This is a genomic window from Planomicrobium soli, from assembly GCF_003014655.1.
Taxonomy (GTDB): Bacteria; Bacillota; Bacilli; order Bacillales_A; family Planococcaceae; genus Planococcus; species Planococcus soli_B.
Window position 1 is genome coordinate 98,293 of the sequence record NZ_PYAT01000010.1, and the last position, 24,691, is coordinate 122,983.

At 46.5% G+C, this 24,691-nt stretch carries 24 protein-coding genes; 4 read left to right on the forward strand and 20 right to left on the reverse strand.

Annotated elements, in window-relative coordinates; genetic code table 11:
• Window positions 1-26: 26 nt before the first annotated feature.
• From B0H99_RS13315 to hprK, 14 genes are all read right to left on the reverse strand, one after another.
• Window positions 27-1,553, reverse strand: coding sequence for a tetratricopeptide repeat protein (locus B0H99_RS13315; protein ID WP_106534175.1), 1,527 nt, complete (start codon window positions 1,551-1,553; stop codon window positions 27-29).
• A gap of 82 nt (window positions 1,554-1,635) precedes the next feature.
• A complete protein-coding gene (gene hisIE / locus B0H99_RS13320; RefSeq protein ID WP_106534176.1) occupies window positions 1,636-2,262 on the reverse strand; it encodes a bifunctional phosphoribosyl-AMP cyclohydrolase/phosphoribosyl-ATP diphosphatase HisIE in 627 nt (208 codons plus the stop codon).
• On the reverse strand, window positions 2,259-3,011 hold the full coding sequence (gene hisF / locus B0H99_RS13325; protein WP_106534177.1) for an imidazole glycerol phosphate synthase subunit HisF: 753 nt from the start codon (window positions 3,009-3,011) through the stop codon (window positions 2,259-2,261). The genes hisIE and hisF overlap by 4 nt, the downstream gene beginning before the upstream one ends.
• Window positions 3,005-3,733: a 1-(5-phosphoribosyl)-5-[(5-phosphoribosylamino)methylideneamino]imidazole-4-carboxamide isomerase gene (hisA, locus tag B0H99_RS13330; RefSeq protein WP_106534178.1), complete on the reverse strand. Its 729-nt coding sequence runs from the start codon at window positions 3,731-3,733 to the stop codon at window positions 3,005-3,007. The genes hisF and hisA overlap by 7 nt, the downstream gene beginning before the upstream one ends.
• The gene (hisH, locus tag B0H99_RS13335; RefSeq protein ID WP_106534179.1) at window positions 3,702-4,355 is read right to left on the reverse strand and encodes an imidazole glycerol phosphate synthase subunit HisH; all 654 of its coding nucleotides are present in this window, start codon (window positions 4,353-4,355) and stop codon (window positions 3,702-3,704) included. The genes hisA and hisH overlap by 32 nt, the downstream gene beginning before the upstream one ends.
• Window positions 4,352-4,939 carry an imidazoleglycerol-phosphate dehydratase HisB gene (gene hisB, locus B0H99_RS13340; RefSeq protein ID WP_106534180.1) on the reverse strand — a complete coding sequence of 196 codons (588 nt, stop codon included), beginning with the start codon at window positions 4,937-4,939 and terminating at the stop codon, window positions 4,352-4,354. Before hisB ends, hisH begins: the two co-directional genes overlap by 4 nt.
• Window positions 4,936-6,219, reverse strand: coding sequence for a histidinol dehydrogenase (hisD, locus tag B0H99_RS13345; protein WP_106534181.1), 1,284 nt, complete (start codon window positions 6,217-6,219; stop codon window positions 4,936-4,938). The genes hisB and hisD overlap by 4 nt, the downstream gene beginning before the upstream one ends.
• On the reverse strand, window positions 6,216-6,842 hold the full coding sequence (hisG, locus tag B0H99_RS13350) for an ATP phosphoribosyltransferase (RefSeq protein WP_106534182.1): 627 nt from the start codon (window positions 6,840-6,842) through the stop codon (window positions 6,216-6,218). Before hisG ends, hisD begins: the two co-directional genes overlap by 4 nt.
• Entirely contained in the window at window positions 6,835-7,998 is a 1,164-nt protein-coding gene (hisZ, locus tag B0H99_RS13355) for an ATP phosphoribosyltransferase regulatory subunit (protein WP_106534183.1), read from the reverse strand. The genes hisG and hisZ overlap by 8 nt, the downstream gene beginning before the upstream one ends.
• Before the next feature lie 344 nt (window positions 7,999-8,342).
• The gene (locus B0H99_RS13360; RefSeq protein ID WP_106534184.1) at window positions 8,343-8,864 is read right to left on the reverse strand and encodes an acyltransferase; all 522 of its coding nucleotides are present in this window, start codon (window positions 8,862-8,864) and stop codon (window positions 8,343-8,345) included.
• Entirely contained in the window at window positions 8,861-9,514 is a 654-nt protein-coding gene (ppaX, locus tag B0H99_RS13365) for a pyrophosphatase PpaX (RefSeq protein WP_106534185.1), read from the reverse strand. The genes B0H99_RS13360 and ppaX overlap by 4 nt, the downstream gene beginning before the upstream one ends.
• On the reverse strand, window positions 9,511-10,446 hold the full coding sequence (locus tag B0H99_RS13370) for a nucleoside recognition domain-containing protein (RefSeq protein ID WP_106534186.1): 936 nt from the start codon (window positions 10,444-10,446) through the stop codon (window positions 9,511-9,513). Before B0H99_RS13370 ends, ppaX begins: the two co-directional genes overlap by 4 nt.
• Before the next feature lie 14 nt (window positions 10,447-10,460).
• A complete protein-coding gene (gene lgt, locus B0H99_RS13375) occupies window positions 10,461-11,270 on the reverse strand; it encodes a prolipoprotein diacylglyceryl transferase (RefSeq protein ID WP_106534187.1) in 810 nt (269 codons plus the stop codon).
• 21 nt (window positions 11,271-11,291) lie between these two features.
• Window positions 11,292-12,218, reverse strand: coding sequence for an HPr(Ser) kinase/phosphatase (hprK, locus tag B0H99_RS13380; protein ID WP_106534188.1), 927 nt, complete (start codon window positions 12,216-12,218; stop codon window positions 11,292-11,294).
• 166 nt (window positions 12,219-12,384) lie between these two features.
• Between hprK and B0H99_RS13385 the strand changes: the two genes are divergently transcribed.
• The 3 genes from B0H99_RS13385 (at window position 12,385) to B0H99_RS13395 (ending at window position 15,434) form a co-directional block, all read left to right on the forward strand.
• Window positions 12,385-12,930 carry an N-acetylmuramoyl-L-alanine amidase family protein gene (locus tag B0H99_RS13385; RefSeq protein WP_106534189.1) on the forward strand — a complete coding sequence of 182 codons (546 nt, stop codon included), beginning with the start codon at window positions 12,385-12,387 and terminating at the stop codon, window positions 12,928-12,930.
• A 101-nt stretch (window positions 12,931-13,031) separates the two neighbouring features.
• Entirely contained in the window at window positions 13,032-14,984 is a 1,953-nt protein-coding gene (locus B0H99_RS13390) for an elongation factor G (protein WP_106534190.1), read from the forward strand.
• 24 nt (window positions 14,985-15,008) lie between these two features.
• Window positions 15,009-15,434 carry a DUF1801 domain-containing protein gene (locus B0H99_RS13395; protein ID WP_106534191.1) on the forward strand — a complete coding sequence of 142 codons (426 nt, stop codon included), beginning with the start codon at window positions 15,009-15,011 and terminating at the stop codon, window positions 15,432-15,434.
• A 50-nt stretch (window positions 15,435-15,484) separates the two neighbouring features.
• Here B0H99_RS13395 and B0H99_RS13400 read toward each other — a convergent pair whose 3' ends face one another.
• The 5 genes from B0H99_RS13400 to B0H99_RS13420 all read right to left on the reverse strand — a co-directional run bounded on the left by B0H99_RS13400 (window position 15,485) and on the right by B0H99_RS13420 (window position 23,397).
• Entirely contained in the window at window positions 15,485-16,726 is a 1,242-nt protein-coding gene (locus tag B0H99_RS13400) for a M20/M25/M40 family metallo-hydrolase (protein WP_106534192.1), read from the reverse strand.
• A gap of 107 nt (window positions 16,727-16,833) precedes the next feature.
• Window positions 16,834-18,009 (reverse strand): DUF4097 family beta strand repeat-containing protein, encoded by a 1,176-nt coding sequence (locus B0H99_RS13405; RefSeq protein ID WP_106534193.1) that lies wholly within the window; start codon window positions 18,007-18,009, stop codon window positions 16,834-16,836.
• A gap of 118 nt (window positions 18,010-18,127) precedes the next feature.
• The gene (uvrA, locus tag B0H99_RS13410; RefSeq protein ID WP_106534194.1) at window positions 18,128-21,010 is read right to left on the reverse strand and encodes an excinuclease ABC subunit UvrA; all 2,883 of its coding nucleotides are present in this window, start codon (window positions 21,008-21,010) and stop codon (window positions 18,128-18,130) included.
• Window positions 21,011-21,016: 6 nt separating this feature from the next.
• On the reverse strand, window positions 21,017-22,999 hold the full coding sequence (uvrB, locus tag B0H99_RS13415; protein WP_106534195.1) for an excinuclease ABC subunit UvrB: 1,983 nt from the start codon (window positions 22,997-22,999) through the stop codon (window positions 21,017-21,019).
• Window positions 23,000-23,157: 158 nt separating this feature from the next.
• Window positions 23,158-23,397 (reverse strand): IDEAL domain-containing protein, encoded by a 240-nt coding sequence (locus B0H99_RS13420; protein ID WP_106534196.1) that lies wholly within the window; start codon window positions 23,395-23,397, stop codon window positions 23,158-23,160.
• A 176-nt stretch (window positions 23,398-23,573) separates the two neighbouring features.
• On the opposite strand from B0H99_RS13420, the gene B0H99_RS13425 reads away from it, so the two are divergent.
• Entirely contained in the window at window positions 23,574-24,128 is a 555-nt protein-coding gene (locus B0H99_RS13425) for a competence protein ComK (RefSeq protein ID WP_106534197.1), read from the forward strand.
• Here the strand turns inward: B0H99_RS13425 and B0H99_RS13430 are convergent.
• The gene (locus B0H99_RS13430; protein WP_106534198.1) at window positions 24,125-24,490 is read right to left on the reverse strand and encodes a YhjD family protein; all 366 of its coding nucleotides are present in this window, start codon (window positions 24,488-24,490) and stop codon (window positions 24,125-24,127) included. The two genes, B0H99_RS13425 and B0H99_RS13430, sit on opposite strands and share 4 nt — an antisense overlap.
• Window positions 24,491-24,691: the final 201 nt, after the last annotated feature.

Here is a 24,691-nt window from a genome sequence, read left to right on the forward strand (position 1 = left end):
TCTTCCAATCCCATCAACTTATTTGCCTACGACTCAAAAATCGGCAAATATTGAATAAGTTCGTTGACGTATTTGGTAAGTGTGGCCGGAGAAATACCGTAGGTTTGTGCAATCGCTTTTTTTGTTACAGACTGGTCACGCGACGAATTAAACATATAATCCGCTGCAGCTGCTAACGCATTCGGATTTTTAAATTGGTATTTCCGGTCAAACGCTTTATCGAAAATCATGAACCACATCTGAAAAGCGTAGGAACCTTGCTGCGTCACCATGCCTTCTTTAGCGTAAAGAATTTCCGTCGCTTTCATAGCACGCATGAATGCCTGCTCTTCAGTAACGGCTTCTTTGAACGGATGGCCGAGCGCATAACCAAGTAAATAGGTTTCAAGCAAGGATGGCTGGTCCGCCTGCAGCCATTTTGGATGAGAGATGATTTCTTGTCTATGGGAGGATTTCCCAAGCAGAAACAATCCAAATAAACGCTCGCTTTTATGGGAATGATCCAACTTTTCCACTAAATAATCACGATCATGTTCAAGGGCATCGACATGTGGCATATCCGCATTTTCAGACCAAGGCTCGTAGCCTTCTTTGTCCGGATCCATCTTCGTCAACTGCTTCCATGCCTGTCTTGCCACATCTTCATATCCTGCGTGATACGCCGCATGGGACAGCCAGAAATAAAATGCCGGATCGCCATCAAACCCACGCTTTTGCAAACTGCGCAGCCAGCGATAAGCTTCTTTATACTTGCCGACCAATGCGAACGTGGCTCCTAATTTATAGCGGTGTTCGAAAACATAAGGCTGAATTTTCTTGAGCAGCTCTAATACATCATCCAGCTCATCGTTCTTCTCGTAATAATGGAACACGGCCAAATTGCAGAGTGCGTGAAGGTTGCCTGGATTTCTCCGAAGAACGTCATGGAGCAAAGTCTTTGCCATCTCTGCTTCCCCAACGTAAAAATAAGCGAGCGCCAGATTATTGTGCGCTCCCCAAAAATCAGGTTTTTCTTCGATCAGCTGCTCCAGCAGATGGATTGCACCGGCAAAGTTGCCTTGTTCCATCCAGCGCCGCGCTTTTTCCTGCTGATAAAAGTATTCGCTGTCCTGGGCTTCTCCTTCGTCATCAAAAAGCTGCCAGTCTTCCTGTTCTGCAAAATCGATGATTTCCATCGCTTCCGCTGCATATTCTCCTTGAATGTCCTGCTCAACATATTTTTTCGCGTATTTTCGGGCATCCAAAAACATGCCCATATGCGCATGCACTTCTGCCAGGAAGAAGAGAATGTCCGTTTCTTCCGGATCGATGCTGTGTGCTTCGCGCAAGGCATCCATAGCCCGCTCGAACTCCTGCATTTCCATCAGTACGATACCAAAATGCATAAGGATCAATGGATCTTTCGGGCTCAGTTCTGTTGCGCGCTGCAAATATTTATGGGCTTTTTGAAACTGGTCGCGCTGCAGCTCTTTTAGCGCTTTTTTGTAATAATATTCTCCTGTTGGAATGAACGACAATACATTCTCTTGAGTTTTCTTTTTTTTATTTTCCAAAATATGCCTCCGAAAAAAGTAAAAGGAACGAATAGTTTCGTCCCATACTTAAATATACTTAGCATTATAGCATATTTCCCTATTATTTACTTGAAGTTTTAGTTGCGTGGCGCTCTTTTAAAACATCTAGCACTTGATCTAATCCCACTTTTTGCTCTTGCAGCAAAACAAGGACGTGATAGAACAAATCAGCAGTCTCCATCGATAGTTCTTGCGGGTCCCGATTTTTCGCCGCTATGATTACTTCAGCCGCTTCTTCTCCGACTTTCTTGCAAATTTTGTCGACGCCTTCTGTAAACAGGTAGGTTGTATAAGCGCCTTCCGGCATCTCCTGTTCGCGGCTGCTGATAAGTGAAGTTAGTTGCGTAAGCATGTCTGTTGTCGACTCGGCAGCTGCACCATGAATTGTGTTATGGAAGCAGCTGGTCTCGCCTGTGTGGCATGCCGGGCCATTTGGAATCACTTCGTAAATAAGCGAATCTCCGTCACAATCCAACCGTACAGCTGTAACTTCTTGCGTATTGCCGCTCGTTGCGCCTTTATTCCATAATTCGTTCCGGCTTCTCGAATAAAGCCAAGTTTCGTTTGTTTCGATTGTTTTTTGAAGTGCTTCTTCATTGGCATAAGCCAACGTCAATACTTCTTTTGAATGCGCATCTTGGATAATAACGGGAATCAAGCCGTCCTTATCGAATTTCACTTCCGTCATCGAACATTCACCCCTTCTTTCCGCAAGTACTCTTTTACTTCGGCAATGCTGGTTTCTTTATAGTGGAAAATTGACGCCGCAAGCGCCGCATCCACATCGACTTGTTTAAAGACGTCCTCAAAATGTTCGCGTGCTCCTGCTCCGCCGCTGGCAATAACCGGCACTTCCACCGCATCGCGGATCGCTTTAGTCAATTCCAGATCAAACCCGTTTTTGGCGCCGTCTTTATCCATGCTTGTCACGAGCAATTCACCCGCTCCGAGTTCAACGCTTTTCTTTGCCCATTCGATAGCATCCCATTCAGTTTTGTTGCGGCCGCCATGAGTATAGACATCCCAGCTAGCACCGTTTCGTTTCGCATCGATTGCCACGACGATACATTGCGATCCAAAAAAGTCTGCGCCTTCTTTTATGAGCTCCGGCCGATCCAGTGCTGCTGTATTCAATGACACTTTGTCTGCTCCAGCACGCAGCATGCGCTTCATGTCATCGAGTGTGCGAATGCCTCCGCCCACCGTGAACGGAATGGATAATTCCGATGCTACCGTCTTAACCACCTCAACCATCGTTTCTTTGCCTTCATGAGACGCTGAAATATCCAGGAAAACCAATTCATCTGCTCCTTGCTTATCGTAAAAGCGTGCCAGTTCCATTGGATCTCCGGCATCACGCAGCGATACGAAACTGACGCCTTTGACAACCCGGCCTTCTTTTACGTCCAAGCAAGGAATGATTCGTTTTGTCAGCATGACAGCGCCTCCTCAAGTGTAAAGCGGTTTTCGTAAAGAGCTTTCCCGATAATGACGCCGGCGATATTGCTTTCTTCTGAAGCCTTTTTTACGTTCCGGATATCTTCCAATGAACCGATGCCCCCGGAAACGATAATTTCCGCGTTTTCTGAATCAGCCAGTGTTTTATTCGCTTCGATGTTCGGGCCGGCAAGCGTTCCGTCCGTTGCAATATCAGTGTAGATGAAATGTTTGGCGCCTTTTGATGCAAAGAAGTTGGCGACGTCCTTTGCTGATTTTCCAGACGTCTCAATCCAGCCTTCGGTTGCCGCCATGCCGTTTTTGGCATCAATGCCGATGACAATTTTTTCAGGGCCGAATTCTTCGATAAATGATACGACAAGTTCCGGTTCCCGTATAGCCAAGCTGCCGATAATGACACGGCTAACCCCGTTCGTCAAATAATGCTCGATATCTTCGCGCGTCCGGATGCCGCCTCCCACTTGCACTTTCGCCGGCAAAGTCGCGGCTTGGATAACTGCTCCATCGTTTATGCGGACGCCATCTTTCGCACCGTCCAAGTCAACCATATGAATCCACTCGGCACCGGCATCGGCAAATTTCTTAGCCATATCGTAAGGCGAATCTCCATATACCGTCTCCTGTGCATAGTCTCCTTGAAACAGGCGCACACATTTTCCGCCGCGCAGATCAATTGCGGGATATATCTGAAACTTGCTCATCTTGGTTCCTCCTGACGTTTGCAATCCATTGTTCCAATAAATAATGGCCGAAATCCCCTGATTTTTCAGGATGGAACTGCATGCCGGTGATCAAGCCGTCTCCGACTACACCCGGCACTTCGACCCCACTATATTCCGCTGTTGCCCACACTTGTTCAGAGGCCGTTTCCATCGCCAAGAACGAATGGACGAAATAAACATGGGTATCGCTTTGAGTATCATCCAGCCAATACGGCATTCTTGCGAAATGGAGCCGGTTCCAGCCCATGTGAGGAATGCGGTCTGTCCCTTTTTCAAAGCGCCGGATACGGCCTTTTAACAACCCTAAACCTTCAGTCATTTTGCCTTCCGAGCTATCTTCATAAAGCAGCTGCATCCCTAAGCAAATGCCGAGCAGCGGGATGTTTTTTTCCGGCAGGGATTGCATGAACGAAGATAACCCTTTTTGGTTTAATAATGCCATGGCGTCCGGAAACGCGCCGACTCCCGGCAGCAAAATCGCTTCTGCTTCGCCGAGAATTTTAGGGTCGTCGGAAACGATAACTGTACACTCCAGTTTCTTCAGCGCTTGTTCGACACTAAACAAATTGCCCATGCCGTAATCGATAATGCCGATAATCATGTGAGCAACCCCTTCGTCGACGGCACGCCTTTCACTCGCGGATCGATGCCTGTTGCTTCGTCAAGCGCCCGAGCGAGCGCCTTGAATACCGCTTCAATGATGTGGTGCGTATTTTTGCCGTAATGAACAATAACATGGACATTCATACGCGATTCAAGCGCAAATTTCCATAAGAATTCATAAACCAACTCTGTATCGAAGGTTCCCACTTTAGCGTTCGGAATATCTCCTCTAAATTCCAGGTGCGGACGGTTCGAGCAGTCAATGACGACTTGCGCCAGTGCGTCGTCCATCGGTACAAACGCGCTGCCATAGCGGCGGATGCCCTTTTTATCGCCAAGCGCTTCTTTTACTGCCTGCCCAAGAACAATGCCGATATCTTCTGTCGTGTGATGATCATCGATGTGCGTATCGCCATCCGCTTTGATGTCTCCGTCAAACAAACCGTGCTTGATGAACAAGTCGAGCATATGGTCCATGAATGGGACCCCAGTGTTAATATCCGCTTTTCCTTCTCCGTCCAAAGAAAATGAAACAGCTATTTTCGTTTCATTCGTATCGCGTTTCAGTTCTGCTTTTCTCATGAGTGGGTCTCCTTTTTCCACGACCGGGATTCGACAGCGCGGGCATGGCCTTCTAAGCCTTCCAAGCGTGCGAGGCGTGCGATTTTGTCTTTGTTTTGCTGCCATGTTTTTTCACTATACCGAATGATGCTCGTCCGCTTCAAAAAGTCGTAAACCGACAAAGCACTTGAAAAACGGGCTGTACTGTTTGTTGGGAGCACATGATTCGTGCCGGCGAAATAATCCCCGACCGGCTCTGAAGAAAAGCGACCAATAAAAATAGCCCCTGCATGGCAGATCTTTTCCGCCACACCTTCCGCATCTTCAGTCATAATTTCCAAATGCTCCGGAGCTAATTCATTTGCTGCATCAATCACTTGATCGAGCGATTCTCCAATATAAATCATGCCGTGATCTTCAATGGCTTGTTCGGCAATAGAATGCCTCGGGAGAGCCGCCGCTTGCTTCTGAACTTCCCGAGATACTGCTTCAGCTAAACGCTCACTTACCGTAAGCAAAACGGCGCTTGCCATCGGATCGTGTTCTGCTTGAGACAAAAGGTCTGCCGCAACTTCATCCGGATAAGCGGTATCATCGGCAATAATGGCAATCTCACTCGGCCCGGCAATCATATCGATGGCGACATCCCCGTTTACTTCACGTTTCGCCAGCGCCACAAAGATATTGCCTGGCCCAGTTATTTTATCTACAGGCGCAATGGATTCAGTACCGTATGCTAGAGCTGCAATCGCTTGTGCGCCGCCTGATTTATATACTTCCTCAATTCCAAGTATATGGGCTGCCGCCAATACGCCGTCTGACAAGGTGCCGTCTTTGCCAGGCGGGGAAATCAATACGATGCGGCCAACTCCCGCCACTTGAGCCGGTATGACATTCATCAAGACCGATGACGGATAAGCCGCTGTGCCGCCTGGAACATAAAGGCCAGCAGATTCGATGGCTGTTACGCGCTGCGCCACATAAGAGCCATCCTGGTTTTCAAGCTTGTAACCTTCTTGTTTCTGGCTCTCGTGATAGCTGCGAATGTTGTCCGCCGCTTCAGCCAAATCTTTCAGCAATTGAGGATCGAAGCGCTTCACAGCTTCAGAAATTTCTTCCGGGCTAACACGCAGGCGAGCTAATTTAGCACCATCCCATTTTTCCGTGAAGCGGAGCAGTGCTGCATCCCCTTCCCCCCTGACCGCTGCAATTATTTCTTTTACAGCCTGGACTTGCTGTTCTGTTCCTTCGGCAATGGTCCGCCTGATGGAAATTCCAGAAGATAATCGCGTAGTCTTCATCCCATCGCCTGCTTTCTCAGCTTTTCTACAAGCTCCTGGATACGGTCTTGCTTTAACCGATAACTGACCGGATTAGCGATCAACCGGGAAGTGATGTCCACAATCTTCTCGTATTCCACGAGCCCATTTTCTTTTAAGGTCTTTCCGGTCGATACAATATCGACTATCCGGTCTGCCAATCCGATCATCGGAGCCAGTTCAATCGAACCGTTCAATTCAATGATTTCCACTTGTTCGCCCATCCCACGGTAAAAGCGGGAAGCGATGCGCGGATATTTGGTGGCGATGCGCGGCGTAACCGGGTTCATTTCCGTATTCGGCAGCCCGGCAGTCGCGATATAGCATTGGCTGATGCCAAGATCCAACAATTCGTGCACAGAACGGTCAAGCTCGAGCATGACGTCTTTGCCGGCAATCCCAACATCGGCAACGCCGTGTTCTACGTACACCGGAACATCCATCGGTTTTGCTAAGATAAACCGGATTTTCTCGTTCGGCGCTTCGACGATCAATTTACGGGAGTCATCAATCTCTTTCGGCAAATCGTATCCTGCATTGACCAGCAGCTCGTACGCTTCTTCAAATATTCGCCCTTTCGGCATTGCAATTGTCAATTCATCCATTTAAAGCACCATCCAATCGTCTAACTTCCTTAAACAATCCGGTGAACTCATCTATCGCTTGGACTGCAGGCGCGTATTGCAGCGTCACGTGTTCGCCTTGTGCCCGCAATTTCTGGGCCTCTTCATGTGCTTCCTGCTCGGTTTCTTCCACAAATAAAATAAGTGTGCCTGCTGAGTTTTCCTGGTTCGGGGAAATTGCCTCCAGTAACCGGTCGACCCGTAAGCCAAATCCAGTAGCGCCGACTTGCAGGCCAAACTGATTCATCAGCCCGTCATACCGGCCGCCGTTGCCAAGCGGAAATCCGCTTCCCGCTCCATAAAATTCAAATACGAGTCCCGTATAGTAAGTCATGTGGCTGATGAAGGACAGATCATAGGTTACCGAATCAGATAAACCGTTTCGATCGATGATCTTTTCCAGCTTCAGCATTTCTTCGTACAGCGCATTTTGTTCTGGATTCGTAAAATTGATCCACTGTTTCCAGTCTTCAAGCGTTTTCGACCGATTCAATGCTTTGAATACCTCGACTTTTTCGCTTGCAATCGCCAATTCCCCAACAAGCTGTTCAAACCGCACACTATTTTTTGAAACGAGCGCTTCCCGAACCTTCTCGATTTGGCGTTCGTCCAAACCGAACTCTTTTAGAATGGACTGAAGCAGTTGCGTATGGCCAATAACGATCCGCCCAGACTCTACTTCAAGTTCTTTTAAGATTGCAGAAGCTAAGATAATCACTTCTGCATCGGCGTATAACGAATTATCACCGATGAGTTCTACGCCCATTTGTTCAAATTCAGCAGGGCGTCCGCCTTCCCGTTTTTGCGCCCGGAAGACATTCGAATAATACCCTAAGCGTACCGGCATTTTTTCTTTCAGCAATTTTGAAGCGGCAACACGTGCAATCGGGGACGTCATATCCGGCCGCAGCACGAGCGTTTCGCCTTGGCTATCCAATAGCTTGAACAGCGCCTTATCCGGAATGGCGGAAATTTTGCCGATTGTTTCGTAGTATTCAAGCGTTGGCGTCTGCAGCAAATCATAGCCTGCTTGCTGCATAATTTCGGTTCCTTTGGTACGCAGCTCCGCTTTCTTTTTAGCGATAAAAGGAAAATCATCCCGCATGCCTAGCGGCTTCTCGAACATTTCAATCGTCATAAGAACACTTCCTATTATTGGTTATTTTACTTTAGTTTGCTAATGTGGTGAAGTATTTTATTATTTTATCGTATTGTTCTATAAAGCGTCAAGGAGCAGAAATGAAAAAGCTTCCTATAGCAAGTAAGTTTCGGCAGAATTGAACTTAAGTTTCTTTGCTTTTAGGGTTTCAGAACCTCTATAAACGTTATTCTTTTTCCATGTGGGTTATTCCTCTTTCTATGAGCGCTTTTCCCTATTCCATAAACGTTACTCCTTTCCCTTGTTTATAAATATAAGAACATCTCAAAATTCCAGAACATTGAGAGCTTGTTTTTTGCATTGTATAAAAAAATCCTGAAAGCTCAAGAGCTTTCAGGATTTTTTTGGCGTTCTGTCATTTGCTGGGCTGTATAAATCAGTTTCATCGGATTTCCGCCGACAAAAGCACCAGCCGGAACGTCTTTATGGACAAGTGTCGCAGCCGATACAATCGCGCCGTCTCCAATCGTAACCCCCGGCAAAATGGTAGTGTTCGCGCCGATCAAAACACGGTCACCGATGATCACTTCACCGAGCCGGTATTCTTCTATTAAATATTCATGTGCAAGAATTGTGGTATTATAGCCAATCACCGAGTTTTTTCCGACCGAAATTTTTTCAGGAAACATGACGTCCGGCATAACCATCAGTGCGAAAGAAGTCTGTTCGCCAATTTTCATGCCGAGAAACGTTTTGTACAACCAGTTTTTCATCGGCAAAAATGGTATATAGCGCGCCATTTGAATGACGATGAAATTTTTCATAACCTTCCAGAACGGCACTGTTTTATAAATGTGCCAAAGAGAATTAGCACCGGTTACAAAATGGCGCTCCGTTTTTCTCATTGTACCGCTTCTTTCGTTAAGTCAAGCAAATCGCTGATATGCTGAAGCATAAAATCCGGCTCGAGCGAAGCGAGGAACGCTTCACCTTTTGCGGACCATGCCACACCGGCTGTCCGGACACCAGCATTTTTGCCGCCATCGATATCATGCGAATTATCGCCGATCATCAACGCTTCTTCCGGCGTTGAATCCAATAGCGACAGCGCAAGTTCCAAAGGCTCTGGATCCGGCTTCGGCTGAGTTACTTGATCAAGTCCGACAATCACATCGAAAATGTCCGGAATCCCCATCAAATTCAACCCGTGCAAAATGGTCTCTCTTCTTTTTGTGGAAACGATGGCCATCTTTAAGCCGCGCGCTTTTAACAAGCGCAGCGTTTCTGGCACGCCATCATACTCTGATACCAATTCATCATGTAAAGTTTTATTAAGCGCCCGATATTCTTCGATCAGTTCATCCACATGTTCCGGGTCGATCTTTTCAAACGTTTGCTTGAGTGACGGCCCGATAAATTGCATAGCATCTTCCCGGTCAAAGCGGCCAGGATAGCGGCGTCCAAGGACCGATAGGAATGTTTGGATAATCAGCTCGTTGGTATCGAGCAAAGTTCCGTCAAAATCGAACAATAGCGTGGTTATAGGTTTGTTCATGTTGAAAGCACTTCCTTCCGATTTTGTTCTGCTCTTCGCCAGAAGTAGGAAACAAGGATCGTCAATCCGAGGGCTGTAACGATCCGGATGATCAACAAAGGCCATACCGGAATCCCTAGCGGAATAAAGATCAGCGTATCTTCCACAACAGCATGGCATGAAACAAGAAAAATAAAAGCCAATGTGGCGTCTTTTTTACTGACACCGTCTTCTTTAACTGCTTGTATCATAACACCTGCCCCCATCGCCAAACCAAAAATCAGGCCTGAAGCAAGAGTCAATGATGCATTTTTTTGTATGCCCAGTATACGTGTTAACGGGCCCAATGTATCTGAAAAACGCTGCAAGTATTTTCTGTCTTTCAAGATTTGGATGGCCAGCATCAACGGAATAACGATCATCGCCAGTTGCAAGATTCCAAACGCCGCTTTTTCAAAACCGAACAAGAAGATTTCGAGCCAGTTTTCAGGAATCGCGGAAGCTTTCGGCACAAAACCATATTGCGCGGTTTCCCCGCCGCCTTTCCAGACCAAGTTGATGACAATTCCTGATAAGGCAGCCAGACCGAAGCGGACCACCAAGACAACCCATAGCTTAACGCCCACTTTCAGCGCTACGCTCGTTTCAATGAAAATGTTATGTGAAAATGACAGCATTACGGCCAAGATGAACACTTCCTTGACCGTTAAATCCAGCGATAAGATTCCTGCGATACCCGCGTATAGATTTAATGCATTCCCAAGAACCAAGGGAATGGCCGCGTCACCGCTGAGGCCAAAGAGTCCCATCAACGGCGCAACCAAATCAATGATGAACGGCAATACCGGTGTAAACTGAAGCATTGTCACAATCAAGGTAATCGGGAAAATAACTTTCCCTAATGTCCAAGTCGTTAAAAGCCCGGCTTTTAAGCCGTTTTTCAAAGTCGACATTCTATCTCTTCTTTCTAATTATCTTTATAGTGAGGCGGATTTTTGATAGCCACCCGGCGGTAAATGATGAATCCGATAGCCAAAACGACGGCAATTACCGAAACAATTTGGGCGGCTCTCAATCCATTAGCTACCAAGCTGTCTGTCCGCATGCCTTCGATAAAAAAGCGGCCGACAGAATACCAAATCATATAGAAGAAAAATATTTCGCCGCGGACCAGATTAACCCGGCGCAAAAGAAGCAAAATGATGATTCCCACTAAACTCCACATGGACTCGTATAAAAAAGTCGGGTGGTGATATGCACCATTTATGTACATTTGTTCGATGATCCAATCGGGTATAAAGAAGTTCTCCAAAACGGCCCTTGATACTTCCCCGCCATGTGCTTCCTGGTTGATGAAATTGCCCCAACGGCCAATAGCTTGGCCGATCAGAATGCTCGGAGCTAAAATATCCGCCACTTTCAAAAACGATGTGTTTCTTCTTTTGGTGAAAATATATGCGACAATCACCGAAGCGATCAACGCCCCGTGGATGGCAATGCCTCCGTTCCATATTTGGATGATTTCGCCTGGATTGCTCTTATAATGATCCCATTGAAAAGCAACGTAATAAATGCGGGCACCCACAATTGCAAGCGGCACTGCCCATATTAAAAGATCTGTCAAAAATTCCGGATGAAGCCCCCGCTTCACCATTTCCCGCTGGCCGACTAAAAATGCCAGAAGAATGCCCGCTGCGATAATAACTCCGTACCAGCGGACATCAATCGGACCAAGTGAAAATGCGATCGGGTCAATTGAACCTAAAATCGAATACATGTATTGCACCTACCCATTCCGTTAGTGTGTGTCGAGCGCGATGACTTCGTTGAGCCGTTTTGAAAACTCTTCCGCTGCATTTACGCCCATGCGCTTCAAGCGGTAATTCATCGCTGCCACTTCAATGATAACCGATAAATTTCGGCCCGGACGGACAGGAATCGTCAGTTTTGTGATATCCGTATCAATGATTCTCATCTTCTCTTCTTCAAGCCCTAAACGGTCATACGTTTTATTGGCATCCCAAAGCTCCAAATCGATAACCAGTGAAATCCGCTTGAATGTCCGGACAGCGCTTGCTCCGAACAGCGTCATAATATCGATGATGCCGACTCCCCGAATTTCCAACAAGTGCTCGATCAGCTTTGGTGAATGCCCAATCAACGTATTCTCGCCTTCTTGGTGAATTTCCACGCAATCATCGGCAACTAAACGATGCCCTTTCTTCACAAGCTCAAGCGCTGTCTCACTTTTCCCGACGCCGCTTTTCCCGGTTAACAGAACCCCGATGCCGTAAATATCGACAAGCACTCCGTGTACAGCTGTTGTTGGCGCCAATTGGCTTTCCAGGTAATTTGTCAGTGCACTTGAAAAACGCGTCGTTGTCATTTTCGTTCCCAGTACCGGAACGTGTTTTTCACTCGAAGCAGCGATCAATTCCGGTGGAGCTTCCATATCGTGCGCCACAATTACTACAGGTGTTTCATTTGTACACAATCTCATCATCCGGTCTTTTCGCTCATCAGGCTCGAGCATTTCAAAAAAAGAAAGTTCGGTTTTGCCAAGCAATTGCACCCGGTTTGCCGGATAATGCGTAAAATAACCGGCCATTTCCAATCCTGGCCGTGAAAGATCACTGATCGGGATGTGGCGGCCAATGCCTTCTTCTCCGCTGATCATTTTTAAATCAAACGTCTCCATCACTTGCTTTGCTGTTACTTGTCCCATAATTCCCCTCATTCCTTATACGCAAAGAATTTATAAACTTCCATAAAGTTCAACTAAATCCTAAACGGTTTGCTCCTATTTTAACATGGAAAATTCTAAATTAAAGATTTTCGCGTCGCCTTTAGAAACGCTTTTGGCTATATAGCAAGAAAGGAGGCTTTTTTCAATGAAAATAATGATTGACGCCGGACATGGTCCCGAAACAAAAGGCAAACGTTCACCTGATGGCAGGCTAAGGGAATTCCATTTCAATTCGCCTGTTGCAGAGGAAGTAAAAAAACTGTTGATGGCTATGGGCCATACGGTCATTTTCAGCCATGACCTGCATCAAGATGTCCCTCTCCATGAAAGGACCGCACTTGCCAACCGCTTAAAAATGGATATTTTCGTATCCATCCATGCCAATGCTTTTGGCAACTCGTTCAATGCTGCAAATGGCATTGAAACCTTCACTTATTCCGCAGCATCTGCAGGAACAAAAAGATTGGGAGCTTTTATCCATCAAGCCTTGCTGTTAGCGACCGGCCGAAGAAACCGGGGACAAAAACAAGCTGATTTCGCCGTTCTCAGAGATACCCGAATGCCTGCTGTTTTGATTGAATGCGGCTTTATGACAAACCCGGAAGAATTGGCGCTTTTAAAAACAGATGCTTATCAAAAGCGATGCGCAAGAGCCATCGCCTTCGGTATCGATTGTTATAGCCGGAATTGAAAAACCTGCAGAAGCCTGGCTTCTGCAGGTTTTTGCGTTTAATCCTTCTCTCCAATTTCTGCTACACTATGGATAGAAGAAGCTACACAACGAGGTGACCCATGAACAAAACAATTGGAATTCTGGCCCATGTCGACGCCGGCAAGACGACATTCTCTGAACAATTGCTCTACCACACGAAAAGTATCCGGCAGCGTGGCCGGGTCGATCATCAAGATGCTTTTCTCGATAGCCATGTAATTGAGAAAAACAGGGGCATAACCATTTTCGCCGATCAAGCGGTGGTTTCGTATAATAATTCCACTTATTTTTTGATTGATACCCCTGGCCATGTCGACTTTTCCCCCGAGATGGAACGTGCGGTACAAGTAATGGATTACGCTATTGTTATCATTAGCGCGGTCGAAGGCATTGAAAGCCATACTGAAACCGTATGGCAACTGCTTCGGAAACATAAAGTCCCTACCTTTTTCTTTATCAATAAAATTGACCGGGAAGGCGCCGATGAAAATCGGGTGCTAGACGAGATAAAATCCCATTTGACTGACAGTGTTATCGACATCACCCATTCTTTCCATCATGGGGTCATGGATGAAGAACTGGCCGAGTTTGTTGCTGAGCGGGATGAAGAATTGCTGGAGCGTTATATGGAATCCGGTTATGCCGAAGATATTTGGCTGCAGGCTCTTCAAAAGATGGTTCGGTCAAACGAAGTCTTTTTGTGCGCTGCAGGATCCGCTTTGCAGGATATTGGCATAAGCGGTTTTTTTGAAAAACTCGACCTCTTGACCACAACCGATTACAATACGGACCAACCATTTGCCGCGCAAGTTTACAAAATCCGCCACGAAGAAAACGGCAACCGCATAACGTTCCTCAAAGCGCATAGCGGTTCATTGTGTGTCCGTGACGAAGTCAGCTATGGCGGCAAGGATAACCGCAAATCAGAGAAAGTGACACAAATCCGCCGCTATAACGGCAGTACATTCCAAGCAGTTGATCAAGCCAGTGCCGGCGAGCTTTTCGCCGTTATTGGCTTGAGTGAAGCAACGATCGGAGATGGTGTCGGCAACCATGTCGGTGCCAGCCCACAGGAATCGGTTCCTGCCTTGAAATCTAAGGTGCTGTTCGATCCGTCGCTCCATCCGAAAGAAGTGCTAAAGTGGTTCAAGCGCCTTGATGCCGAGGATCCGACGCTCGCTGTTGTTTGGGACGAACATTTTCAGGAAATCCACATTCACGTCATGGGCGTCATCCAACTTGAAGTGCTGCAGCAAGTGGTCCGTGACCGATTCGGCTTTTCCGTATCATTTAGCGATCCGGAAATTTTGTATAAGGAAACGATTGAGGCGCCTGTGAACGGCTATGGCCATTTCGAGCCGCTTCGCCACTATGCCGAAGTGCATTTAAAAATTGAACCAACCGAACGCAGCAGCGGTGTCGTGTTAGCCAATGTATGCCATGCGGATGCTTTGTCAGTCGGCAACCAAAACTTGGTGCTCCACCATTTGTCTGAACGCGACCATCACGGCTTACTGACTGGCTCTCCTTTGACCGATGTGAAAATTACACTTCTGACCGGCAGAGGCCATAATGAGCATACGTCTGGCGGCGATTTTAGGGAAGCCGCTTACCGGGCGCTTCGCCAAGGGCTTGAAAAAGCGGAGAATCGATTGCTCGAGCCGATCTACCGTTTTAAAATAAAGGTCGATATTGAACAAATGGGCCGAGTTCTATCTGACATCCAGCAGGCTTCCGGACGTTTTGAAGCACCTGAAATGAACGGTGAAAAAGCCATAATTGAAGGCACCGTTCCAGTCGCCACGTTCATGAATTACAGCACTGAATTCGCATCATTCACCCATGGCAAAGGCATGCTGCGCTTGCTTTTAGCCGGTTATGACAGATGCCACAATGAAGCAGAGATCATTGAAAAAATTGCTTATAACAAAGATGCGGATCCCGAGTACACATCCACCTCCATTTTCTGCGCAAAAGGCCATGGCTATAAAGTGCCGTGGAACGAAGCGGAAAGCGCCATGCATTGCTTATAACCATACCAAGAAAAGAGGGCTTATATGTATGATCCGAAAACCAGAGCGACCGATGCGGATGTTGCTGAATTTATCGAAAACATAGAACACCCGAAAAAACGAGAAGATGCTTATCAACTTCTTCAGCTCTTTGAAGAAACAAGCGGCTATCCCGCTAAAATGTGGGGGCCGAGCATTATTGGCTTCGGCTCTTATCATTATGTTTATGCCTCTGGCCATTCCGGAGATGCGCCGCTTGTCGGCTTTTCGCCCCGGAAAGCAAAAATCAGTTTGTATTTTGCGACTGGCGACACTGAGCGCGACAAGCTGCTTTCAAAACTTGGCAAGCATACCAGCGGCAAAGCGTGTGTCTATATCAATAAATTAGACGATGTTGATATGGACGTGCTGAAGGCGTTAGTTTTGCAGTCGATTGCGTTTTTGCAAAAAATGTATCCAGAGAACAAATAAAAGCTCGGCCGACTGATACCCGTCGGCCGAGCTTTTGCATATTCTTCCGCTTATTTTGCCAGCAAGGCAGGACTCGTGTTTTGCACACCCGCCAATCCAAGTATGGTCATTAGACTTTTCTGGATACCCAAATGCCCATCTTTCGGATTATGCCATTCTTCAAGCGTATGGGCACCGCCAAAAGTGCCTCCGAGACCAATGGTGATTGCCGGGATGCCTAAGCTCATCGGATGGTTGGCATCAGTACTGCTAGGTGTTTCCAATTTCGGAATTCCGCCAATGGCCTCCACTGCAGCGCACGTCACTTGAACTATTGGTGCATCAGCGCTTTGGCTGCCAGGAGAACGGTTTCCAAACCGTTTGATATCTACTGTTATCCGGTTATCCTTCCATTTGGCATTTTCTGCTTCTGCCGCTTTTTCAACAATCGCTAGAAATTTGTTGTCGAGCTCCTCTAGCGCTGCAGCATCGTTCGAGCGAAGATCAACTGCCATGCTGGCTTCTTGAGCGATGGCGTTAACAGATGTTCCGCCCTTCACTTCTCCAACTGAAAAAGTCGTTTTTGGCTGTTCGGGTGTTTCAAGGTCAGCGATAGCTGCAATTGCCCGTCCCAGTGCATGTGTCGCGCTCGGTGTTCCAAAATCGCCGAAGCTGTGTCCGCCTGGGCCTTTGTACGTAATCGTATACCGGAAACTGCCTGTGCCTAAATATGTAATATGATTGAAGCCTGGTCCATCCAAGGATAGAAAACCGTCGATGTCCCGATGCTCAGCAAAAAACGCTTTGACTCCGCGCAAGTCGCCAGCCCCTTCTTCTCCGACAGTACCACCAAAAACAAGATCACCGACCGTTTCGATGCCCGCTTCGTTCAATGCACGGACCACCGCCAGCAATTCTGCAAGCCCTCTCGTATCGTCGCCGATTCCTGGCGCATATAAGATCCCATCTTCTTTTCGCACGCTCGTATCCGTGCCTTCCGGAAAAACCGTATCCAAATGGGCGGAAACAAAAAGCTTCGGCCCTTTCCCACTGCCAGGACGCACACCGTAGACATTCCCTTCTGCATCCATCTCCACTTTTTCAAGGCCAAGTTCCTCCAAGCGTCGCTGAAAATCTTCTGCTCTTTGCTGCTCTTTGAACGGTGGAGCCGGAATTTCCGTAATCGCTATTTGGTCTGCAATGGTGTTTTCATGGTCCCTATGAATAAAGTCGAGCGCTTTTTTTACCGACGGGTCTTTTACCAACGTTTCATAAACTGCTTTTATTTCCTTGCCGCTTAATCCATCTGCCATTCCAATTCCTCCTTTGTCCGTAAATTCCTAGTCCATTAATTGCTAATATTATTTTATCACAACAAAAAGCCGGCGCATTGAACATGCACCGGCTCTTCTTATGTTTTTCACTCGATTGTTAAATAGCGCACCAAAACAGTTCCTGTTTTGGTTTCTCCGTACACCAGTAAAGGAGCAGCTACTGCTTCGCCGCTTTCTTTTGAAAAACGGATCATCTTCTGCATCAATTGCCCTTGCTCATGTGTATTATCCACATCGGACAACAACACATCCAGTTTGCCTAGAGTAGAAGAAACTTCCCCTTTTAATGGCAAATGCGACGGAATGTAAAGTTCCACATTGCCAGCTAGTGTTTTAGCTTCGACTTTCCGTGCTTCTTTGTTTCTTGAAGTTACAACAACGTTGCCGTTCATTGATTTAGCTGTCATGGTCTGCACATCGCCGTCCACATAAATGCGGCCATTCAATGTTTCGGTTTCAAGCACTTTCCCACTGACTTCCACCACTTGAATAGCACCATTTGCCGTTTCCAATTCGGCATCATCAAAAGCAACATTTTTCAACTCAATTTTGCCGTTCGCCGTTTTCACTTTAATCAAGCTCGCATCGACCCGTTTCATCGAGAATCCGCCATTGAACAACCGGACGATAATTTCCTGATACGATGCAGCCGGAACATACAGAACAATATTCACTTGAGTCGTTTTCATGTCGCTGATGATGCGCAGTTTCTGATCATCTGCGATAAAGACAAATTTATCAATGAAATCTTGTTTAGCCTGTTCTTCCGATTCAGTCCGGTAAGCTTTCACACGGCACTCTGCCCGAACCGTTTCATCCTGGGAAGGAAACACTTCAAGTTGTCCATTCGCCAAATCGGCAATGATCTTGTTGACATTCATGAATTCCTGCGTAAACGTATGCTCAAATTGAACAGCTTCCCCAAAAGGAGAATCAAATTCCATGGTCTTCAGCTTTCCAACAGAAGTTTGTACAAAGTCCTTCATCCGGTCGCCCAGCTCGTTAAAATCCTTGGTCATGTTTTTCGAGAAATCTTTCTTGAAATCCCGGGACATATCTTTTGAGAATTTTTTGATTACATCTTCCGGCCTGAAGAAGCCACGCCGGCTGCTTTCACGTTTGTCACGATATCGGTCGCGGCCATAAGATGATTCACGCGATGAGTCTCCGCCATCAATAGCTCTCAGCAATTCTACAGCTTCTCTTGCGGAAATTGTTCCGTTTTCCACCATATCCAATATGCGTTCTTTTTCGTTTTGCATGTAGTGCGGCCTCCTCATGATGCCTCCGTTTTTTCAACTAAAGCGTTTAGACCGCTTTAGTTGAAAAAATCCGAGACTTGTATTCTTCTAATTGATACGTTCAAACGGGAGAAAAGTTTCACTTAGCCACTTTTTTCTTGCGTGTCGCTTTTGTAACGAGTGCATCCATGCGCGCACGATCGCGTTCTAAAATCGGATGCAAGTATTTGCCGGTATAGGAGTTTTTCACTTTGGCAATTTCTTCTGGTGTTCCAGCAGCTAAAATGGTTCCCCCTTTATCTCCGCCTTCCGGTCCTAAATCGATGATGTGGTCGACTGTTTTGATAACATCCAAATTGTGCTCAATGGTCAGGACTGTATCTCCGTTGTCCACCAAACGCTGCAATACGAGGAGCAAACGGGAAATATCATCCGCATGCAAGCCAGTAGTCGGTTCGTCCAAAATGTAGAACGACTTGCCGTTCGAGCGTTTATGAAGTTCCGATGCCAGTTTAACGCGCTGCGCTTCCCCTCCTGATAACGTAGTCGCCGGTTGGCCAAGGGTGATATAGCCTAATCCTACGTCTACAATTGTCTTTAGCTTGCGGTTGATTTTCGGGATGTTTTCAAAAAACGAGTAGGCGTCTTCCACGGTCATCGCCAAAACATCGGCGATGTTTTTGTCTTTGTATTTCACTTCCAACGTTTCCCGGTTATACCGCTTGCCATGGCAAACCTCGCACGGTACATAGACATCCGGCAGGAAGTGCATTTCTATCTTAATGATACCATCTCCGCGGCAAGCTTCACAGCGCCCGCCCTTGACGTTAAAGCTGAATCGCCCTTTTTTATAGCCGCGCACTTTTGCTTCGTTCGTCGCCGCGTAAACATCTCGGATATCATCAAAAACACCTGTGTACGTAGCAGGGTTGGATCTCGGCGTCCGGCCGATCGGCGACTGGTCGATATCAATCACTTTTTCCAGCTCTTCAATCCCCTCGACCGATGTGTGCTGCCCAGGCTTCGCTTTTGCCCGGTTCAATTTATTGGCGAGCGATTTGTACAAGATTTCATTGATGAGCGTACTTTTTCCGGAACCGGATACGCCGGTCACTGCAGTGAACACGCCCAGTGGAATATCAACATTGACGTTTTTCAAGTTGTTTTCATTCGCTCCGCGGATGGTAATCTTCCGGCCATCGGATTTTCTCCGTTCCGCAGGCAGCGGAATGAACTTCTTACCGCTCAAGTATTGCCCAGTCAAAGATTTTTTATTTTTCATCACTTTTTCCGGTGTCCCGGAAGCGATGATCTCTCCTCCATGGACCCCAGCTCCCGGCCCCACATCAATCAGGTAATCCGCCGCAAGCATCGTATCTTCATCGTGTTCCACGACGATTAATGTGTTACCGATATCCCGCATATTTTTCAGCGTGCTGATCAACCGGTCATTGTCTCGCTGATGCAGACCGATAGACGGTTCATCCAGAATATAGAGAACGCCGGTCAAACGGGAGCCGATTTGAGTAGCCAGGCGAATGCGCTGCGCTTCTCCACCTGATAACGTGCCGGATGCCCGGTTAAGCGTTAAGTAATCAAGTCCGACATTATTGAGGAATCCAAGGCGCTCCTCGATTTCCCGCAAAATCAGTTTAGCTATTTGCATATCTTTTTCTGACAGTTCCAAGTTAGAGAAAAACTGGATCGCTTCAATAATGGAAAATTCACTGACGCTGGCGATATGAAACCCGTTTACTTTTACTGCCAGCGATTCCGGTTTCAAGCGATGGCCATCACACGCTGGACACGGCTGCTGTCCCATGTATTTTTCCATTTGTTCACGGATATAGTCAGATGTCGTATCGCGGTAACGGCGGTCAACATTCGCTAAAATTCCTTCAAAATAAATATGATTGTCGCGGATTTGGCCATAGTCGTTTTCATAACGGAAACGGATTTTATCTTTTTTGGACCCTTTCATAAGCACTTCTATATGCTCTTCCGGCAACTCACTGACGGGAACATCCATGTCAATTTTGAAATGCTTGCAGATAGCTTGCAGCAACTGCGGGTAATATTGCGAACTCGTCGGCTGCCAAGGAACAATGGCGCCTTGGTTTAAAGACAAACTCCAATTGGGAATCACCAGTTCCGGGTCGACTTCCAGTTTGTGGCCAATGCCGTCGCATTCCGGACATGCGCCAAATGGCGAGTTGAACGAGAACATGCGCGGCTCTAATTCACCAATTGAAAAGCCGCAAATCGGGCATGCATGGTGTTCGCTGAACAACAGCTCTTCTTGCTCCATAACATCGACCAGCACCCGCCCTTCTGCTAGCCGCAAAGCCGATTCAAGAGAATCGCTGAGGCGCGGTGCAATTCCTTCTTTCATGACGATGCGGTCAATAACCACTTCTATCGAATGCTTTTTGTTTTTATCAAGATTGATGTCATCATCCAGGTCCGCCAATTCTCCGTTGACGCGGACACGGACGTATCCTTGTTTTTTGATATCTTCAAGCAATTTGGCATGTGTCCCTTTCCGTCCTGAAACGATTGGCGCCAAAATCTGCATCCGGGTCCGTTCCGGATAGACGGTCAAGCGGTCAACCATCTGCTCAATCGTCTGGGAAGAGATTTCAATACCATGATTGGGGCAAATCGGCTTGCCGATGCGCGCATACATCAAGCGCATATAATCGTATACTTCCGTCACGGTAGCGACTGTTGAACGGGGATTTTTGCTGGTCGTTTTCTGGTCGATCGATATGGCCGGCGACAGCCCTTCGATCAAGTCGACATCCGGCTTATCCATCTGGCCAAGAAACTGGCGTGCGTACGCAGACAGCGACTCGACATAACGGCGCTGCCCTTCTGCGTAAATCGTATCAAATGCCAAAGAAGATTTCCCAGATCCCGAAAGCCCCGTCATAACAACCAATTGATCGCGCGGAATGACGACATCGATATTTTTCAAATTATGCGCCCGAGCGCCCTGTATCCGTATTTCCTGGTTTTTCACGTTACCTCATCCTTCCGCCTTCAATTCAAGAACTGTATCACGCAGCTCGGCCGCCCGTTCGAAATCGAGCGCCTTTGCCGCTTCTTTCATTTCTTTTTCCATCAAAGTGATCAGCTTCATGCGATCTTCTTTTTTGAGCTTCTTGCCGGCCACCGCTTTTGACACATATTCCTCTCCACTCTCTGCTGCCACAGTAGCGCGGATAACGTCTCTGATTTTCTTCTGTATCGTAACTGGCGTAATGCCATGTTTCTCGTTGTACTCTGCTTGGATTGTCCGTCGGCGAGTGGTTTCGTCGATCGCTTTTTTCATGGAATCGGTCATTTTGTCGGCATACATGATGACATGGCCATTCGAGTTACGCGCCGCCCGTCCCATTGTTTGGATAAGTGAACGTTCGGACCGCAGGAATCCTTCCTTGTCGGCATCCAGGATTGTCACAAGCGATACTTCCGGTATATCCAGACCTTCTCTGAGCAAGTTGATGCCAACTAAGACATCGTAAACACCCATTCGCAACTCACGAATGATTTCAATCCGTTCAAGCGTTTTGATTTCAGAGTGCAGGTAGTTTACTTTGACGCCCGCTTCTTTTAAGTAAGCAGTTAAATCTTCCGACATTTTCTTTGTCAGAGTAGTGACCAATACCCGCTCATCGCGATCGACCCGCTGTTGGATTTCGTCCATCAAGTCATCGATCTGGCCTTCTATTGGACGCACTTCAATTGTCGGGTCAAGCAGCCCGGTCGGTCGAATAATTTGTTCGACCATTTCCGGCGTATGTTCCAGCTCATAGGGTCCAGGTGTTGCTGAGACAAACACCGCTTGGTGAATGTGTTTTTCAAACTCGTCAAATGTCAATGGCCGGTTGTCCATTGCCGATGGCAAACGGAACCCGTGGTCCACCAACACTTTCTTGCGCGCTTGGTCACCGTTGAACATGCCGCGAACTTGCGGCAATGTTACGTGGCTTTCATCGACTACCAGCAGAAAATCTTCTGGGAAATAATCAATAAGCGTATAAGGCTGGGCACCTGGAGGTCGCAGTGTCAAATGGCGGGAATAGTTTTCGATTCCTGAACAAAAACCCATTTCCCGCATCATTTCCAAATCATAACGTGTACGCTGTTCAAGGCGCTGCGCTTCCAATAATTTGTCTTCTGCCCGCATTTCTTTTAAGCGTTCTTCCAATTCTGCTTCGATGTTTTCAATCGCTTTGACCATCTTTTCTTCGCGTGTTACGAAGTGGGATGCAGGGAAGATGGCAACATGCTCACGTTCACCGATAATTTCGCCTGTTAAGGCATCTACTTCACGGATCCGGTCAATTTCATCACCAAAAAATTCAACGCGCAAACATCTTTCATCGCGTGATGCCGGAAATATTTCGACCACATCTCCTCGCACACGGAATGTACCGCGGATAAAATTGATGTCATTGCGTTCATATTGGACATCGACCAATTTCCGAAGCAGCTGGTTTCGCTCAATTTCCATCCCTTTTCGGAGAGAAACGACAAGCTCCCGGTATTCCTTCGGCGAACCGAGGCCGTAAATGCAGGATACTGAAGCGATAACAATAACATCATCGCGTTCAAATAAGGAACTTGTGGCAGAGTGGCGCAGCTTATCTATTTCATCATTAATGCTGGCGTCTTTTTCTATATATGTGTCAGATTGCGGAACATACGCTTCTGGTTGATAGTAATCGTAGTAACTAACAAAATACTCGACTGCATTGTCAGGAAAAAATTCTTTAAACTCGCTGTAAAGCTGGCCCGCTAAAGTTTTGTTGTGGGCCATGACAAGCGTCGGTTTTTTCACTTGCTGGATGACGTTGGACATCGTATAGGTTTTCCCTGTCCCAGTCGCCCCAAGCAAAGTTTGACACCGCTTGCCGTTAATGATGCCTTCAGTCAATTGGGCAATGGCTGCCGGCTGATCGCCAGCTGGCTCGTACGGTGCTTGTAGGTTGAACTCTTGTTTCATATTCGCTGTCCTCCCGTTTTTTCGGTCTCTCTATTTTATCATATGCCCTAAAAATACCCTAACAAAAAGCGAACGTATGTTTTTTATAAGATTCCTTAAAAGATTCCTTAAAATAAGCAAAATAAAAAACCGCTCCTGAAAGGAGCGGTTTTTATCATTCAGGCTTCTTCTTGCTTCAAAGCCTGTAATTGAGCGGAATAAGTTTTAAAAGCGTCTCGGTCGTTGCTATCCAGGGCTTCATCGATCAGGGCCATTAGCTGTTCTTCTTGTTGTGAACGGTGAACATGCTTGAGGAAAAGATCTAGATAAATATCGTTAAGCAGTTTTTCCGCCTCAGTTATCTTTTTCGTTTGAGCCATTGCTTTCATGAAATCAGCATAAGAATAATAATTTTCCATTCTGCTTCACCCCAAATGCTTTTCATTAGTATACATTAAAAGCTTATAAAGAATCAATCGTTTTTTGAAAATTCCGATGAAATAGAAAAAAATATATTTTCTGTTTCCTGCTCTTGCAGAATTCCCATTTTTTATTATAATTAGAAATGGAAAGTAAATTTTGGGGGTGTTTTTTCATGGGCAATAAGAATCATTCTTTGTCCTATACAATTTGCAGCAATACTTATGCGCTATTGCCTTATAATGACGGCCGACGGACATGGACCCGGGTTATTGAAGACCGAAGTGAATTTCTTGTAGAAGAATCTACGTACAAAACTGTAACTAGTTCCTGTAGCTTTTACCGCGGATCAATGGAAAGCGCTACTTTATACGCCCAAAAAGCGGTCCGCGTTAAACACAAACCCCCAATCATCATCGGAGAGTACTATGGCAACCCGCTCATCTTCTTCCCCACCCATTCGCCAAAAAACAAAGATGCCGTTTGGTTTAACTTTGATGCTGTCGATTTAGTGGAAAGCGATGACAGCGGAAGAGGCGGCAGTATTGTCTACTTAAGCAATGGCGAAACCGTGCATTTGGATGTTTCCCCTATCGCCTTAAGAAATCAGCACTCCTTCGCGGGTTCTTTGCGCCGGTATTTTAAACGGGCACAAGAAATGCACAAACATCAAATGACCTATGTAGCAAAACGTACATATCCACCAAGAACACAATATCCTCTTGACTAAAGCTCTTTATACGATAACGCCAAGTATATGCGCATCAACTCTTCCACCCTATTGCGGAGGCGCAAATTCAAATAACGCCGGTGGTCTTCATAGCCCCCATGATAAAAGATGTATTCGGTAAAGGTGTCATCACCTGTTCCGCGCAGCATTTTCATGTGATGTTTCCTCATGTGGATTTTTGTTTCTTTCAATTCTTTCTGTACTTGCTTGATCGCTCCATCAACTAATTCTATGTAAGGTTTTTTTAACTTGAAAGAGCCTTTTTCGAATAATGCACGGTCCCGTTCCAAAATAATGAGAACCATTGGCAAATAAATCATGTTTTCAAAATGGGCGGCTTCTTCCGGTGAGATTAACGGCATGTCTACACCCCCTCCAAAATGAGAACATCTGTTCTTATCTATCATTCTACCTAGAAATTATATAATTGCAAGCTTTTCTGCGTAAAAAAAGCTGTACCAGTAAATCTGAGGCCACTGAAAAACCCTTCCTTTAAATCAATGGGAGACTAAAAAAAGAGTTGGAAGGCAGGATTTCCTGTCTTCTGACTCTTTTTTTACCCT

Coding starts and splice junctions, on each gene's coding strand:
- hisIE (WP_106534176.1), bottom strand. CDS start 2,262: ATGACGGAAGTGAAATTCGATAAGGACGGCTTGATTCCCGTTATTATC.
- hisF (WP_106534177.1), bottom strand. CDS start 3,011: ATGCTGACAAAACGAATCATTCCTTGCTTGGACGTAAAAGAAGGCCGG.
- hisA (WP_106534178.1), bottom strand. CDS start 3,733: ATGAGCAAGTTTCAGATATATCCCGCAATTGATCTGCGCGGCGGAAAA.
- hisH (WP_106534179.1), bottom strand. CDS start 4,355: ATGATTATCGGCATTATCGATTACGGCATGGGCAATTTGTTTAGTGTC.
- hisB (WP_106534180.1), bottom strand. CDS start 4,939: ATGAGAAAAGCAGAACTGAAACGCGATACGAATGAAACGAAAATAGCT.
- hisD (WP_106534181.1), bottom strand. CDS start 6,219: ATGAAGACTACGCGATTATCTTCTGGAATTTCCATCAGGCGGACCATT.
- hisG (WP_106534182.1), bottom strand. CDS start 6,842: ATGGATGAATTGACAATTGCAATGCCGAAAGGGCGAATATTTGAAGAA.
- hisZ (WP_106534183.1), bottom strand. CDS start 7,998: ATGACGATTGAAATGTTCGAGAAGCCGCTAGGCATGCGGGATGATTTT.
- B0H99_RS13360 (WP_106534184.1), bottom strand. CDS start 8,864: ATGAGAAAAACGGAGCGCCATTTTGTAACCGGTGCTAATTCTCTTTGG.
- ppaX (WP_106534185.1), bottom strand. CDS start 9,514: ATGAACAAACCTATAACCACGCTATTGTTCGATTTTGACGGAACTTTG.
- B0H99_RS13370 (WP_106534186.1), bottom strand. CDS start 10,446: ATGTCGACTTTGAAAAACGGCTTAAAAGCCGGGCTTTTAACGACTTGG.
- lgt (WP_106534187.1), bottom strand. CDS start 11,270: ATGTATTCGATTTTAGGTTCAATTGACCCGATCGCATTTTCACTTGGT.
- hprK (WP_106534188.1), bottom strand. CDS start 12,218: ATGGGACAAGTAACAGCAAAGCAAGTGATGGAGACGTTTGATTTAAAA.
- B0H99_RS13385 (WP_106534189.1), top strand. CDS start 12,385: ATGAAAATAATGATTGACGCCGGACATGGTCCCGAAACAAAAGGCAAA.
- B0H99_RS13390 (WP_106534190.1), top strand. CDS start 13,032: ATGAACAAAACAATTGGAATTCTGGCCCATGTCGACGCCGGCAAGACG.
- B0H99_RS13395 (WP_106534191.1), top strand. CDS start 15,009: ATGTATGATCCGAAAACCAGAGCGACCGATGCGGATGTTGCTGAATTT.
- B0H99_RS13400 (WP_106534192.1), bottom strand. CDS start 16,726: ATGGCAGATGGATTAAGCGGCAAGGAAATAAAAGCAGTTTATGAAACG.
- B0H99_RS13405 (WP_106534193.1), bottom strand. CDS start 18,009: ATGCAAAACGAAAAAGAACGCATATTGGATATGGTGGAAAACGGAACA.
- uvrB (WP_106534195.1), bottom strand. CDS start 22,999: ATGAAACAAGAGTTCAACCTACAAGCACCGTACGAGCCAGCTGGCGAT.
- B0H99_RS13420 (WP_106534196.1), bottom strand. CDS start 23,397: ATGGAAAATTATTATTCTTATGCTGATTTCATGAAAGCAATGGCTCAA.
- B0H99_RS13425 (WP_106534197.1), top strand. CDS start 23,574: ATGGGCAATAAGAATCATTCTTTGTCCTATACAATTTGCAGCAATACT.
- B0H99_RS13430 (WP_106534198.1), bottom strand. CDS start 24,490: ATGCCGTTAATCTCACCGGAAGAAGCCGCCCATTTTGAAAACATGATT.